The 12925-nt window shown below is 61.7% G+C and carries 11 protein-coding genes; 4 read left to right on the top strand and 7 right to left on the bottom strand.

From position 1 onward, the window contains the following. The first annotated feature begins 15 nt into the window (after positions 1–15). A complete protein-coding gene (lepB, locus tag ACILSE_RS14105; protein WP_395718047.1) occupies positions 16–1233 on the top strand; it encodes a signal peptidase I in 1218 nt (405 codons plus the stop codon). 58 nt (positions 1234–1291) lie between these two features. Here the strand turns inward: lepB and accC are convergent, their stop codons facing one another. The 4 genes from accC to ACILSE_RS14085 all read right to left on the bottom strand — a co-directional run bounded on the left by accC (position 1292) and on the right by ACILSE_RS14085 (position 5186). Beyond that, positions 1292–2653 carry an acetyl-CoA carboxylase biotin carboxylase subunit gene (accC, locus tag ACILSE_RS14100; RefSeq protein ID WP_395718046.1) on the bottom strand — a complete coding sequence of 454 codons (1362 nt, stop codon included), beginning with the start codon at positions 2651–2653 and terminating at the stop codon, positions 1292–1294. 110 nt (positions 2654–2763) lie between these two features. Next, the gene (gene accB, locus ACILSE_RS14095) at positions 2764–3318 is read right to left on the bottom strand and encodes an acetyl-CoA carboxylase biotin carboxyl carrier protein (RefSeq protein ID WP_395718045.1); all 555 of its coding nucleotides are present in this window, start codon (positions 3316–3318) and stop codon (positions 2764–2766) included. A 111-nt stretch (positions 3319–3429) separates the two neighbouring features. Beyond that, positions 3430–4242, bottom strand: a complete 813-nt coding sequence (gene menB / locus ACILSE_RS14090) for a 1,4-dihydroxy-2-naphthoyl-CoA synthase (protein WP_395718044.1) — start codon at positions 4240–4242, stop codon at positions 3430–3432. Positions 4243–4271: 29 nt separating this feature from the next. Continuing rightward, positions 4272–5186, bottom strand: a complete 915-nt coding sequence (locus ACILSE_RS14085) for a PfkB family carbohydrate kinase (protein ID WP_395718043.1) — start codon at positions 5184–5186, stop codon at positions 4272–4274. Positions 5187–5321: 135 nt separating this feature from the next. Here ACILSE_RS14085 and ACILSE_RS14080 point away from each other — a divergent pair, with 135 nt between their 5' ends. Together ACILSE_RS14080 and ACILSE_RS14075 are read left to right on the top strand one after the other, a co-directional pair. Continuing rightward, entirely contained in the window at positions 5322–6596 is a 1275-nt protein-coding gene (locus tag ACILSE_RS14080) for an OmpA family protein (RefSeq protein ID WP_395718042.1), read from the top strand. An 8-nt stretch (positions 6597–6604) separates the two neighbouring features. Then, positions 6605–7585 carry a hypothetical protein gene (locus ACILSE_RS14075; protein ID WP_395718041.1) on the top strand — a complete coding sequence of 327 codons (981 nt, stop codon included), beginning with the start codon at positions 6605–6607 and terminating at the stop codon, positions 7583–7585. Between the two features lie 57 nt (positions 7586–7642). Here the strand turns inward: ACILSE_RS14075 and hrpB are convergent, their stop codons facing one another. The 3 genes from hrpB to ACILSE_RS14060 are packed head-to-tail and all read right to left on the bottom strand — an operon-like array spanning position 7643 to position 11857. Next, a complete protein-coding gene (hrpB, locus tag ACILSE_RS14070; protein ID WP_395718040.1) occupies positions 7643–10210 on the bottom strand; it encodes an ATP-dependent helicase HrpB in 2568 nt (855 codons plus the stop codon). Positions 10211–10255: 45 nt separating this feature from the next. Beyond that, complete coding sequence (locus ACILSE_RS14065; RefSeq protein WP_395718039.1) at positions 10256–11518, bottom strand: cation:proton antiporter; 1263 nt, start codon at positions 11516–11518, stop codon at positions 10256–10258. Positions 11519–11524: 6 nt separating this feature from the next. Next, positions 11525–11857, bottom strand: a complete 333-nt coding sequence (locus ACILSE_RS14060) for a hypothetical protein (protein ID WP_395718038.1) — start codon at positions 11855–11857, stop codon at positions 11525–11527. A gap of 90 nt (positions 11858–11947) precedes the next feature. On the opposite strand from ACILSE_RS14060, the gene ACILSE_RS14055 reads away from it, so the two are divergent. Beyond that, positions 11948–12841 carry a LysR family transcriptional regulator gene (locus ACILSE_RS14055; protein WP_395718037.1) on the top strand — a complete coding sequence of 298 codons (894 nt, stop codon included), beginning with the start codon at positions 11948–11950 and terminating at the stop codon, positions 12839–12841. Positions 12842–12925: the final 84 nt, after the last annotated feature.

Genomic DNA, 12925 nt, shown 5'->3' with positions numbered 1-12925 from the left:
GTTTCAAAGTTCCTCATGTTTTTCCTCACGCCCCGTTACCTCAAGCATGCCAAGCTCCTGCACAAGGGCGTGACGCGCTTCATCAATTACAAGCGCGATGTGCTTCCTGCGGCAAAGCTCGATGAGATCCGCACGCTGCGATCCAGCCTCGAGGATGCGATGCGCTCGCGTGACCGTGCCCGCATTGATGCGCTGAGCACGGAGATCAATACCGTTTGCGAGAAAGCGTTGCCTGGAACGCAGCATTCGGACATAGCTGACAATGTGGAGGTGTTTTTCGTCGCTATCGTTATCGCGCTTGGCATCCGCAGTTACATCGCCCAGCCGTTCAAGATTCCCACTGGCTCGATGCAGCCCACTTTGTACGGCCTGGTGGCCAATCATACCAAGGAGGACGTGACCCCGAACGTCTTCGCCCAGGTGAAGGACTGGGTGGCTGGCCGAAGCTACTTCAACGTGGTGGCGAATCACTCCGGCTACCTCAAGCCGTGGCCGGATGCGCTGACCGAGCACAGTTTTATGGGTTTTTTTACCCATTGCCGCCTGCACTATGCCGACGGTCACACGCAGTGGATCTGGTCGCCGATGCGACAGCTCGCCACGGATGCGGAATTCAATCTTGGCATGGCCGGGTATTTGAAGGTGCCTGTGTCCGCCGACGGAGCCGAGATCACGCCGGATGCGCAGGCGGAGCGGAGGATTTCCGGATCGGGCAGCATCTACATCACCAAAGGGCAGCTTCTTGCCCGTGGCACGCTCGACACGGGAGATCATGTGCTGGTGAACAAGTTTGCCTACCACTTCCGCAGCCCGGTGCGCGGCGAGGTGTTCGTTTTCACCACGAAAAACATCAGCGCCATCGGCGTTCCGGCGGAGCAGGGATCACAGCATTACATCAAGCGCCTCGCAGGGGTTCCTGGAGATGAATTGTCCGTGGAATCACCGCTTTTGAAGATCAACGGCAAACTGGCCGAGGAACCCGGCTTCAAGCGCGTCATGACCGGCACAGAAACCGAGCCCAAAAACGGCTACCGCGGCTATGCGCCTGCCGCACGCGTCTGGGGCGGCTACGACCATGTGCAATTGCGGGATGACCAGTATTTCGCTCTGGGTGACAACAGCTACAACAGCTCCGACAGCCGCAAATGGGGCGTGGTGCCGGAGAGAAACCTCGTCGGGCCGGCCTTGTTCTGCTACTTCCCGCTGGGGAGGAACTGGGGGTTGATCCGGTAGGGAGAAATGCGGATGGCAACCATCCGCATTTCATTACGACTCAACTATTCGACACACTTCACGCCTTCTTCCCCTCGGCGCGGAGGAAGTTCTCCACCCAGGTGATGTCGTACTGGCCGTTTTGGAAGTCGGAGGTGGTCAGGATCTGGCTTTGCAGCGGGATGCTGGTCTTGATGCCTTCCACGGTGAACTCGCCCAGAGCACGCCGCATGCGGCGGATGGCGATGTCACGCGTTGCGCCGGTCACGATGAGCTTGGCGATCATCGAGTCGTAATATGGCGGCACGGAGTAGCCGGAATAGACATGTGTGTCCACGCGCACGCCGCGACCGCCGGAGGTGTACCACAGGTTGATCTTGCCGGGGCTGGGCGCGAAATTGCGTGCGGGATCCTCGGCGTTGATGCGGCACTCGATGGAGTGGCCGCGGGGCTTGGCCTTGAGGACGTGCTCGGAAAGCGGCAGGCCGGCGGCGATGCGGATCTGCTCCTTGATGAGGTCGCAGCCATAGACTTCCTCGGTGATGGGATGCTCCACCTGGATGCGGGTGTTCATCTCCATGAAGTAGAAATTCTTGCCCTCGTTATCAACGAGGTACTCGATGGTGCCGCAGTTCTCGTAGCCGATCTGCTTGCAGATTTTCACCGTGGCGTCTCCCATGCGCTTGCGCAGCTCGGGGGTCATCTTCGGCGATGGGCACTCCTCGATGATCTTCTGGTTGCGGCGCTGCATGGAGCAGTCGCGCTCGCCGAGATGCACGACATTACCGTGAGAGTCAGCGACGACCTGGAATTCGATATGGTGGGGCTTTTCGACCAGCTTTTCCATGTACATGGAGCCGTCGCCGAAGCATTTCATGGCTTCCAACGATGCCGCCTGGAAGCTGGAGATGAGCGTGGCCTCGTTGAGCACAGGGCGCATGCCGCGGCCGCCGCCGCCGGCGCTTGCCTTGATCATGACGGGGTAGCCGATTCTGCGCGCCCATTCGAGGGCCTCTTCCTCGTTTTGGATGATGCCATCGGAGCCGGGCGTGATGGGCACGCCGCACTTTTTGGCGGTTTCACGGGCGACGTTTTTGTCACCCATCATGGAAATGACCCTGGAGCTGGGGCCGATGAACTTGATTTTGCACTTCTCGCAAACTTCGGCGAACTCCTCCTTCTCGGAGAGGAAGCCGTAGCCGGGATGGATCGCATCGACATTCGCGATTTCGGCCGCGGAGATGATGCGGCTCATCTTCAGGTAACTTTCAGTGCTTGGGCCGGGTCCGATGCAGATGGCCTCGTCGGCAAGGTGGACGTGCATGGAATCGACGTCCGCTTCGGAATAAACAGCGACCGTTTTGACATCGAGTTCCTTGCAGGCGCGGATGATGCGGAGGGCGATTTCACCACGATTGGCGATGAGGACTTTCTTGAACATTAGAACGAAGGGCTAAGGACGTGGGGAGGAGGAGTTTAAGACGTGCGGGAAGTTTCGGCGGCAGGAAGAGCGAAGGGCGGAATATGGACTCCACGCTCTCTGCCCTGCGCTTACGCTCTCAGCTCAAACAACGGCTGTCCGTATTGAACGGGCTTGCCGTCCTCCACGAGGATGCGGGCGATGGTTCCGCGTGTCTCGGCCTTGATCTCGTTCATGACCTTCATGGCCTCGATGATGCATACGTTGCTGTTTTCATCGACGACATCACCCACGTTGGCGAAGGGCTTCTCGCCGGGGGCGGCGGCACGGTAGAAGGTGCCAACCATGGGGGAATTGATCGTGGGACCGACCGGCTCGCTTTTCGCTGCGGGTGCGGGGGCCGGAGCGGCGACGCTTGGCGCCGCTGCTGCAACAGGTGTCGGGGCTGCCGCCACAGCCACAGGAGCAGCCGAGGCCATGGGCATGTTTTTGATAAAATCCTTGATCGTGTTGAGATCAGAACCGCGGCGGAGTTCGAGCTTGGCGCCTTTCTGCTCGCTGTGGAAATAGGTCAGGTCGTTCTCGGCCATGAGTCCCACGATTTCGCGGATTTGCTTCAGATCGTAGGCACAGGAGGATGCCGCAGGGGCGGGAGAGACCGGCTTGGAGGTAGTGCGTTTGGCCATGTTTGGGAGAGAGTGTGTCAAAGTTGACGCGCCGATACTACAAACTCCCCCGCCGGAGGCAACCATAAAGGCGTCCTTGACTTTCAAGGCTCATACGACGCAAACATCACCTCAAGGCACCCTTGGGAACTTGGAGAAGTCGGGCTTCCGCTTCTCGACATAGGCGTTTTTGCCCTCTTTCGCCTCCTCGCTCATATAATAGAGCAGTGTGGCGTTGCCGGCCAGGTCCAGCAGGCCCATTTGACCGTCGCAATCCGCGTTGAGCGCGGCTTTGAGGCAGCGCAGGGCAAGCGGGGAGTGCTGCAGCATCTCGCGGCACCATCTCAGGGTCTCCTCCTCCAGTTTTTCCAGCGGGACGACGGTGTTCACTAATCCCATGTCCAAAGCCTGTTTTGCGTCATACTGGCGGCAGAGGTACCAGATCTCGCGGGCCTTTTTCTGGCCGACAATGCGGGCGAGGTAGCTGGAGCCAAGACCGCCGTCGAAGCTTCCGACTTTTGGCCCTGTCTGGCCGAAACGGGCGTTTTCGGCCGCGATGGTCAAATCACACACGACATGCAGCACATGACCTCCACCGATGGCATAACCGGCCACCATGGCCACCACCGGCTTCGGAATGGTGCGGATCTTCCGTTGCACGTCCAGGATGTTCAGACGCGGCACGCCATCGTCACCGATGTAACCGGCGTCACCTCGCACCTTCTGGTCGCCACCAGAGCAGAAGGCCAGGGGACCTTCGCCGCAGAGGATGATCACGCCCACATCACGGTCTTCATGCACGATGTCGAATGCCTCCAGCATCTCCTTCACCGTCAGCGGCCGGAACGCGTTGCGCACCTTGGGCCGGTTGATGGTGATCTTGGCGATGCCGTCGCTGGTTTTCTCCAGCTTGATGTCGGTGAAGGTTTTGATGGGGGTCCACATGGCGTGATGGAAGTTTTCGGTGGTTCAACTCACGCGAAGCTCGTGAAGCCCCGCAGTTCGGCGATGCGTGCCGAGATGTCCGCCTTCGTCACGGTTTGCAGCTTATGCGTGCTGAAAGCCTCGCAGGTGTAGCTGGCGGTGACGCTGCCGTGGACGACGGCGGTCTTCAAATCCTCGAAGGTTGGCTTCGTTTTGCCGTTCGCGGCCAGCCAGCCGGACAAGCCGCCGAGAAAGCTGTCGCCCGCGCCTGTGGGATCGAAGACGCTGTGCAGCGGATACGCGGAGCAGGCGAAAAACTCATCCTTCTTCTCGCCAAACAGGAAGCTGCCATGCTCGCCACGCTTCACAATGACGAAACGCGGCCCCTTCGCCTGCAAGCGGCGGCCTGCTTCGACGAGATTGGTCGTGCCGGCGAATTCCTTGGCCTCGCCGTCGTTGATGACGAGCAGGTCGATGCGCTTGAGCACGTCGTGCAGGCGTTCGTTGGCGATGCTGATCCAGAGATCCATCGTGTCGGCGGTGACGAAGTCGGCCTGAATCTGGTCAAGCATCTGCATCTGGTTGTCCGGGCTCATGTTCGCGGCGACGGCGACACGCGCTTCTTTGGCGGCGGCGGGCAGCTTTGGCTGCCATTGTTCGAGCACGTTGATGCCGACCTTGTGCGTCGTGCGGTTGTTCATGTCCTCGTGGTATTCGCCGGTCCAGGTGAAGGACTCGCCATCGCTACGTTCCAGTCCATCCAGCGTGATGCCGCGGGAGGCCAGCATGTCGAGGTGCTGCTTCGGGAAATCGTGACCGATGACTCCGACGAGGTGGATGGGCTGGCAGAAGATGCTCGCGGCGAGCGCCGCGTAGCTGGCGGAGCCGCCGAGCAGGTTTTCCTGCGCATCCTGCGGGGTTTTGACATTGTCGAGGGCGACGGTTCCGGCGATGACGACTGACATGGGCGTGATTTGGGAGTGTGAGCAGTTAATTCTTGCCTCGCAGGCCGCAAACTTTTAACGGTACGCCGACGCCGGAGGGACGCCGAGTATCGGTTCCGACCTCGCTGTGTCAAATGCCCGCTCCACTGCTCTTCCATGCGTCTCAGCCTCATCTTTTTCATGCTGATCCTGCTGCCGCTGGCCACCGGGGTGCACGCATGGCTTTTCTGCAGGGAAAATCTTCCCGTGCTCACCCAGGAGGCCATGTCGCGCCTGCAGGCAGCGGGCGTGCGCAATCCGGTCGTGGATGTGCGCTTTTTCGACATCGCCGTGACGGGCGAGGCGCCAGATCCCGCGTCGCGGCAAAAGGCACTGGAGGCGATTCGCAGCCTTGTTCCCCTGCGTTTGCAGCCAGGAGCCGACCGGATACATGTGCTTGCGAGCCTCAAGGCTCAACTGAAGGGAAACACACTCCAAGTCTCCGGCTGGCTGCCTCCAGGAGACGAGACGGAGAACATTCAGAGCCTGCTGTCTGAACTCCGGCCCGATCTCACGCTGAAAATGGACGAACTTCGCACCGCCGCCGAAGTACGCTGGCCGGAGGGAGTCAAGCCGCCGCTCACCGCGGGCAGCGTCATGCTCAAACCCGTTCTGGAAATGCTCCGCGTGCCCGCCGAGCTGCACATCCGGGCCAAGGATGATGCCATCGTGCTCTCCGGCCTGTTGCCGGACACCACCTTGAAGGAAGAACTCGTCGCGGCACTCGCCGAGATCGCCGGTGCGCGTGTCGTCGATCCCTCGGCGCTGAAGGCCAGCGCGCATGTGCTGCCCGCTTCATTTGCCAAAAAAGAGCTGCTCGCCGCCTTTGTGCGCGGCTTTTTCAATGCGCCACCTCCCCGCTCATTCGACATCCTTAGTGATGGCATCCCGCGCCTCGAGGCTCTCGCCACAAGACAGATGGAAAGCCAGTGGCTTGGCCTGCTGCGCCCCGTCACCGGCGCGTCGAAGGTGGACGCGAGCTTCACGCTCCTGCCTTCGGTGTATCATTTCCCCGGCTATCAAATCCAGTCGAAGCTGCCTCCCGAAACAATCGCCTCCTTGCGCGAAATGCTACGCAGTTTAGCCGTCGTTTTCGAAACGGGTTCCGCACGCCTCCTCCCGGAGGAGCAGACGAAGCTCGCCACGCTCGCTCCCGCCCTGCTCGCCGCCGGACCGGCGCTCGGGCTCGTCATCGGCGCGCATCCTGACCCAGCGGGCCCGGAAGGCGTCGAAAAAGAGCTCGCCAAGGCAAGGGCGGGAGCGGTGATGTCCTTTCTCGTCGATCAGGGGGTTCCTTCTGCGGACATCAGCGCGGTGGCCTTTGATCCTGTCGCTCCCGGCTCGCCGTCCGCACCGGCCAGCCCGCGCAGCGTCGAACTCATCATCAAATAAAGCCCTTCATGAAATTCGATTTCGAGTCCCTTTCCACCGAGCCGCTGTTTTACATGCTCATGCACAGCGGGGCCTTTGTCGGCGTGGTGGGGGCTGTTTTTTTCATCATCGGCCTGCTCTTCGGCTACGCCACCTGGGGACGCTACAAACGCCAGACTCGCGAATTGCGGGGGGAAGCGGACGCCATGAAGGATGAAATCGCCCAGTTGAAGCGCAAAATCGGGGACCAGTCCGTCAAATCCGGCCAGGCGATCGCCATGGCCACCGAAACCATCCACATGCCTCCGAAAGAGGCACCCGCCAAGCCGGACGCGCCTGCAGCCACCATTTCTGAATCACCTGCGGTGGACACAACGGAGGCCAGGCGTGCTGCAACAAAAAGCCGGCTGCCACAACCGCCGCGGATCAACACGATCACCCCGAAAGTCGTGGTGACCGAGGCCGCCGTTCCTCCGGCCAAGCCGGAGGCGCCCGTCGCTCCTGCTGCCGCGGCCAAGCCCATCACCACGAGCATTCCACTGCCGCCAGCCACTGAGCCGCCGCCACCACCCGCCCCTGCGCGCCATTCATCGCCTCTCGCCGCCATCGTTGCCGCTCCGCCGCCTGAAAAGAAGGAGGGGGATGAAAAGAGCGACGCGGCTTCAACGGGCCTCGTGCCAGCCGACACCATTCCCACGATGACCGCCGAACTGCCCGTGACTGCCGTGCCTGCGGTTGCCCAGCCCGTGCTCGATCCACGTCTCGGTCTCATATACAAAACCAAGCCGGAGAAGATCGACGATCTCACCGCGCTGAAGGGCATCGCCCAGGTGCTTGAGGAGCGTCTCCACGAATTCGGCATTTACACCTACGCGCAGATCGCCTCATGGAGCGAGGATCAGATCAAGGAATTCTCCTCGCGTCTTGCCTTCAAGGACCGCATCCAGCGCGAACGCTGGGTCGAGCAGGCGCAGCAGTTGCTCGCCAAAAAGACGCACTCATCGACTTGAGCGCATCTTTGGAGTTTGAAATGAGGTGCAGCAATGTTCCGCAGGAACAGGGCAACTTTAGCGCCACTCGTGCTTCGGATAGCGACCACGGAGCTGCGCTTTGACGGCAGGGTAGCCTTCTTTCCAGAAGCGGCCGAGGTCGCCCGTCGTCTGGATGGGGCGCTGCGCCGGTGAAAGCAGATGAACGGTTACGCTGATGCGGCCGGCGGCGACTTTGGGGTTTTCGTGGATGTCATACATCTGCTGGAGGACGACGCTGACGCATGGGGGCTGCTTCTCGCTGTATTCGATGCGGGCGGTGCGGCCGTTTTTGAGGGCGTAGCGCTCGGGGGCGTATTTTTCGAGCATCTCGCGCTGCATGTGGCTCAGCCAGGCGTGCAGCGCGGGGAAGACCTCGCGGTCCTTGAGCTGGCGATACGTGGTGCAGCCGTGGCAGAGCTGCTCGATAATGAGATGGCGGTCTTCCTCAGAAATCGCGGGGATTTCGAGCTCTGGCATCCATTTGGAGAGGCAGTTCACGCGGGTGATCCACTGCTCGACCTTTTCATTCCAAAGCGGCAGCTCGAGTCGCCCGGCGATGACTTCGGCGGTGAGCAGCGAGGCGGCCTGCGTCTCATCGGGCTCGCCGCGTTCTTTGCTGGCGAGCACGAGGCTGCGAAAGCGCGTCTCCTCCATGTTCATGACGCGGCGGTTCACGCTGTCGTAGCGGGCGCTGCGGCCGCTGGTGAGATCATCGGGAAACAGTTCGCGCAGCCAGGCTTCGTCGATGGCGGTGACGTTGTTGAGTTTCACGGTGAGCGCCTTGCCCTGCACCTCGACGATCTCGGCGGCGACGAGCAATCGCGGCGCTTTGATGTGCGCGTCTTTGTCGAGATGGCCGGTGTAACCGCCCGCGAGTCGATAAATGCGGCTGCCGGGGCTGGTTTCGACGCCGAGATGGTCGCTGAACGCGGCGAGCAGCGTTTTGGCGAGCGCTTCGCCGTCGGCGACTTCGTCGTTGATGGTCAAACCAGCGCGTTTGGCGAGGTGAAGGAACTGTTCTTCGCTGCGAGCGGCCTCACGCGAAGCCATGGCGTGCAGGCCGTAACGAGCGCAGGCATCCGGTTCGAAGTTCATGGCCTCCGCACGCGTGAAAGCCCGCAAAAGAGCCTGGAACTCGCTGAGGTCGTCTTTTTGCCAGAACTCCTCGTTTTTGTGCGAGGCGTTGTTTTGGCCCACGAGCAGGATTTCGCGTCCCTGGGCAATGGCGGCACACAAAGCGGCCTCGCGCAGACAACCAAACTCCGCCGCCGCGAGCAGCATGCGCGAGAAACGCGGATGCAGCGGGAATTTGGCCATCTGGCGGCCGAGGTCGGTGATGCGGCCATTTGGATCGGTGGCACCGAGATCATGGAGGAGGTCCTCAGCGCGTTTTAAAGAGGCAGGCGCGGGAGCTTCAAACCATTCGAGGTCCGTCGGACCGGTCTGACTGGTCGGAGCCGTCGGACTGAAGAGCACCCGCAGCGCCAAGAGCGCCTCACTCAGATCCAAACGTTGCACTTCCGGCAGCTCGCATTCGGGGCGGTGGAGGTGTTCGCGTTCGGTCCAGAGCCGCACGGCGATGCCGGGGCCGAGGCGACCGGCGCGGCCGGCACGCTGCTCGGCAGAGGCGCGACTGATTTTCTGCACGGTGAGCGTGTTGATGCCGCGGCGGGCGTCGTAGTTCGCGATGCGGGCCGTGCCGCCGTCGATGACGGCTTTGACGCCTTCGATGGTGAGGGAGGTTTCGGCGACGTTCGTGCTGACGATGATCTTGGGCTGCTCGCCGGGTGTGACGGCGGCGTCTTGGTCTTGTGGCGTCAATTCGCCATGCAGCGGCACGACACGGCGGCCGCGGGCAAAGGCGCGGCCTTGAATCGCGGCGATGGTTTTGCGAATCTCGTGACCGCCGGGCATGAAGACGAGCATGTCGCCGCTGAAACCGGGCGAGGTCGCGAGGGCTTCGCAGGCGCGGGCGGCCTGATCCCACACCGGCTCGGGGTAGCCGTTTTTTTGCGGCACGGGGGCTTGGTAGCGGATTTCGACCGGGAAGGTGCGGCCTTGGGATTCGAGCAGTTTGCTCGGCTGCATGAAATCGACCAGCGGACCCGGCACGAGCGTGGCGGACATGACGATGATCTTCAAATCCGGCCGACGCGTGCGCTGCAACTTGCGAGCAAAGGCCAGCACGAGGTCGCCATCGAGATGACGCTCGTGGAATTCGTCGATGACGATGCAGCCCACGCGGTCGAGTTGCGGATCTTCGAGCAGCATGCGCAGCATGACGCCCTCGGTGACGTAGGTGAGGCGCGTCTCGCGGCTCGTCACATTCTCAAAGCGCACCTGATAGCCGACTTCGCCGCCGAGCTTGGCGTTTCGCTCGCGAGCCACGCGTTGGGCGAGCATGCGGGCGGCGATGCGGCGCGGTTGCAGCACGACGCAGCGTTTGCCTTCGGCGAGGACGCCGGAATCGAGCACGAACTGCGGGATCTGCGTCGATTTGCCGCTGCCGGTGGGCGCTTTGATCAGCAGGTTGGGCGTCGCGGCATCAAGGAGCGCGGCGGTAAAGGTCGGGCGGAGTTCGAAAATCGGAAGCGGGGCGGACATGCGGCTGGGGGCGCGATTCATGGCCCGGTCCGCCGCGTTCGTCATTTAGATTTCCGTGCCCGCTTCTGGCTCGCCCTTGAAGGTGCCGGTGCCCACGAGGCGCTCAAAGATGGGCGAGGCCATCAGCGTGGTGATCACCGCCATGATCGCGAGCATGGCAAAAATCTCCGCGGAGATGATGCCCTTTTGCAGGCCGATGTTGATGATGATCAGCTCCATCAGGCCGCGAGCGTTCATGAGCACACCGATGCCCATCGCTTCCTTGTTCGAGATGCCGGAGGCACGGGCGGCGGCCCAGCAGGCCACGCCTTTGCCCAAAATGGCCGCCGCGAGCACCGCGCCGCAGAGCAGCCAGAGCGTGCCGCTGTTCAGCAGGCCGAGGCGGGTGTTCAGGCCGGAGTAGGTGAAGAAGAGCGGCAGGATCAGCGCCACCGCCAGCGGCTGCGTGCGCTCGATCAGCGTGCGGTTCACCACGCCGCGAGGCATGGCGCTGCCCATCACAAAGGCACCGAAGACCGCGTGCAGCTCGATGTAGTCCGTCCACCACGCACCGAGGCACATGAGCGAAAGGAAGAAGGCGTATTCGCCATCGCTCAGCTTGCCGCGGGCCTCGATGGCCTTCGCGTAGCGGGTCAAAATCGGCCGGATGACCAGATGCGCCACCAGCACATAGGCGATGCCGCCGCCGATGCTCAGCACGGCATGAGAAAAATCACCGCTAAAGCTTGCCAGCACCACCGCCAGCATGCCCCAGGCCGCCGCGTCATCGATGGCACCCGCACCGATGGCCACCGTGCCCATCGTGGTGCCCGCCAGTCCTTTGAAGTGAATGATTCGCGCGAGCATGGGAAAGGCCGTGATGCACATCGAGGCTCCCATGAAGATCATGGCATTCTGCATCGACGTGGCCTTCGGGAAAAGCGTGGTGTGATTCCATAAGAACCAGCCAACGATGGCTCCGAGCACAAACGGCGCGGCCATGCCCGCGAAACTCACCGCCACAGAGCTCTTGAAACGCTTCTGCACGATGTCGATGCGGAACTCCAGGCCCACGATGAACATGTACAAGGCCAGTCCGAGCTGCGAAACGGGAAAGAGCACCTTCATCGACTCCTTGGGAAACAAAGCCTCACCCCATGTCGGGGCGAACAAACCGAGCAGCGACGGCCCCATGCACACGCCGGCGATCATTTCCGCCACGACCTGCGGCTGGCCGAAACGAGCGGCGATGATGCCCACGACGCGGCACACCATGAGAATGATGGCGAGCTGGAGGAAGAACTGGATGGCTAGCTGGAGGTTCGTCATGAGAGATCAGTAGTTTAAAGTGAGCATGAGATAAGCAAAGTCCGCGTCGCTGCTCGCACCGTTTTGCAGCGGAATATCCGCCCGCTTGGAAAAGCTCTCGCGCACATCCTGGCCCTGCGCGGTGACCTTCAGCCATTCCACACCGAGGCGAATGCGATGCAGCAGCCACGAATTATCCGTCACCGTGCTGCGACTCGAATCGAAGTCATACACATTCCGCCGCTTCTCGCCGCGTGCGCGGGCCTGGAAGTTCCACTTCAATTGATCCGCGATGCCCTCCGCGACGAGAGACGTTGCGGAGAGGGCAAGAATGGCGCTGAAACAGCGGAGGTTGCGCATTTAGAACATCTTTGTCATGCAGACGGTTCGGTAACGAAAATAGACTTTCGCTATGGCTTTCATGCTGGCGCGTTATACTCGCCGGACATCATGGAACTGCGACATCTGCGATATTTTCAAGCCGTGGCCGAGGAATTGAGCTTCTCGAAGGCGGCGCGGCGTCTGCGCATCGCGCAACCGGCGCTGAGCCGTGCGGTGCAGGAGATCGAGCGCGAGATCGGAACGCAGTTGATTGAGCGAGAGCGGCGAGCGCCGCGCCTCACGCCCGCAGGCGCGGTGCTCCTGCACGAGACGGGATTGATCCTGGAGCGCCTTGAAGAGTCGATGCGCCGCGTGCGCCGCACGGCGAAGGGCGAGGAAGGGGAGTTGAAGCTCGGCTACATCGGCCCGCCGACGCGGATGTTTCTCGCACGGTTGCTGAAAGAGTATGCGCGGCGTTTTCCGCGTGTGACGGTCATCCTGGAGGAGCGCACACCGGAGCGCGTGTGGGAAGTGGTGTCGAAAGGCCGACTGTCAGTCGGTTTGACGCGTCCCGTGCTCGCACATGAGGCTCTGGGCCTGCAGACCCTGCTGCTGAGGGAGGAGAAATTTTGCGCGGCGGTGCCCCAGGACCATCCGTGGGCGAAATTGACCTCGCTGCCATGGAAAAAGCTCGCGGGCGAGCCGCTGATCATCCTGGCACGCCGTGAAGGAGCAGGTTCGCACGACACGATTCGCGCGGCGTGCGATGAAGCTGGCTTTGAGCCGCGCATCAAGCACACGCCAAGCCTCATCGGCACGATCATGCAATACGTCGAGGCTGGAGCAGGCATCGGTGTGGTGCCGGAGAGCACGATGAGCCGGAACCTCGCCCTCATTCCGCTCAAGCCGCAGCACACCATCCCGCTGGTGATGGTCTGGGCGAAGGAAGGCAACGACCCAGCCGTCTCCGCCTTCCGCGAGTTGGTGAAGGAATGGCTCCGCGAAGGGAAGCTGTGGGCCTGACCGACGGCGGATGGGGAAATGGAGTGACGGAGTGTTGGAGTATAGCTGGTCCCAATACTCCATCTCTCCGCCGCATTCCCCGCT

Source organism: Prosthecobacter sp. (assembly GCF_044236155.1).
Taxonomy (GTDB): Bacteria; Verrucomicrobiota; Verrucomicrobiia; order Verrucomicrobiales; family Verrucomicrobiaceae; genus Prosthecobacter.
This window is presented reverse-complemented; position numbering and strand designations above follow the sequence as displayed.

Coding starts and splice junctions, on each gene's coding strand:
- lepB (WP_395718047.1), top strand. CDS start 16: ATGTTTTTCCTCACGCCCCGTTACCTCAAGCATGCCAAGCTCCTGCAC.
- accC (WP_395718046.1), bottom strand. CDS start 2,653: ATGTTCAAGAAAGTCCTCATCGCCAATCGTGGTGAAATCGCCCTCCGC.
- accB (WP_395718045.1), bottom strand. CDS start 3,318: ATGGCCAAACGCACTACCTCCAAGCCGGTCTCTCCCGCCCCTGCGGCA.
- menB (WP_395718044.1), bottom strand. CDS start 4,242: ATGTGGACCCCCATCAAAACCTTCACCGACATCAAGCTGGAGAAAACC.
- ACILSE_RS14085 (WP_395718043.1), bottom strand. CDS start 5,186: ATGTCAGTCGTCATCGCCGGAACCGTCGCCCTCGACAATGTCAAAACC.
- ACILSE_RS14080 (WP_395718042.1), top strand. CDS start 5,322: ATGCGTCTCAGCCTCATCTTTTTCATGCTGATCCTGCTGCCGCTGGCC.
- ACILSE_RS14075 (WP_395718041.1), top strand. CDS start 6,605: ATGAAATTCGATTTCGAGTCCCTTTCCACCGAGCCGCTGTTTTACATG.
- hrpB (WP_395718040.1), bottom strand. CDS start 10,210: ATGTCCGCCCCGCTTCCGATTTTCGAACTCCGCCCGACCTTTACCGCC.
- ACILSE_RS14065 (WP_395718039.1), bottom strand. CDS start 11,518: ATGACGAACCTCCAGCTAGCCATCCAGTTCTTCCTCCAGCTCGCCATC.
- ACILSE_RS14060 (WP_395718038.1), bottom strand. CDS start 11,857: ATGCGCAACCTCCGCTGTTTCAGCGCCATTCTTGCCCTCTCCGCAACG.
- ACILSE_RS14055 (WP_395718037.1), top strand. CDS start 11,948: ATGGAACTGCGACATCTGCGATATTTTCAAGCCGTGGCCGAGGAATTG.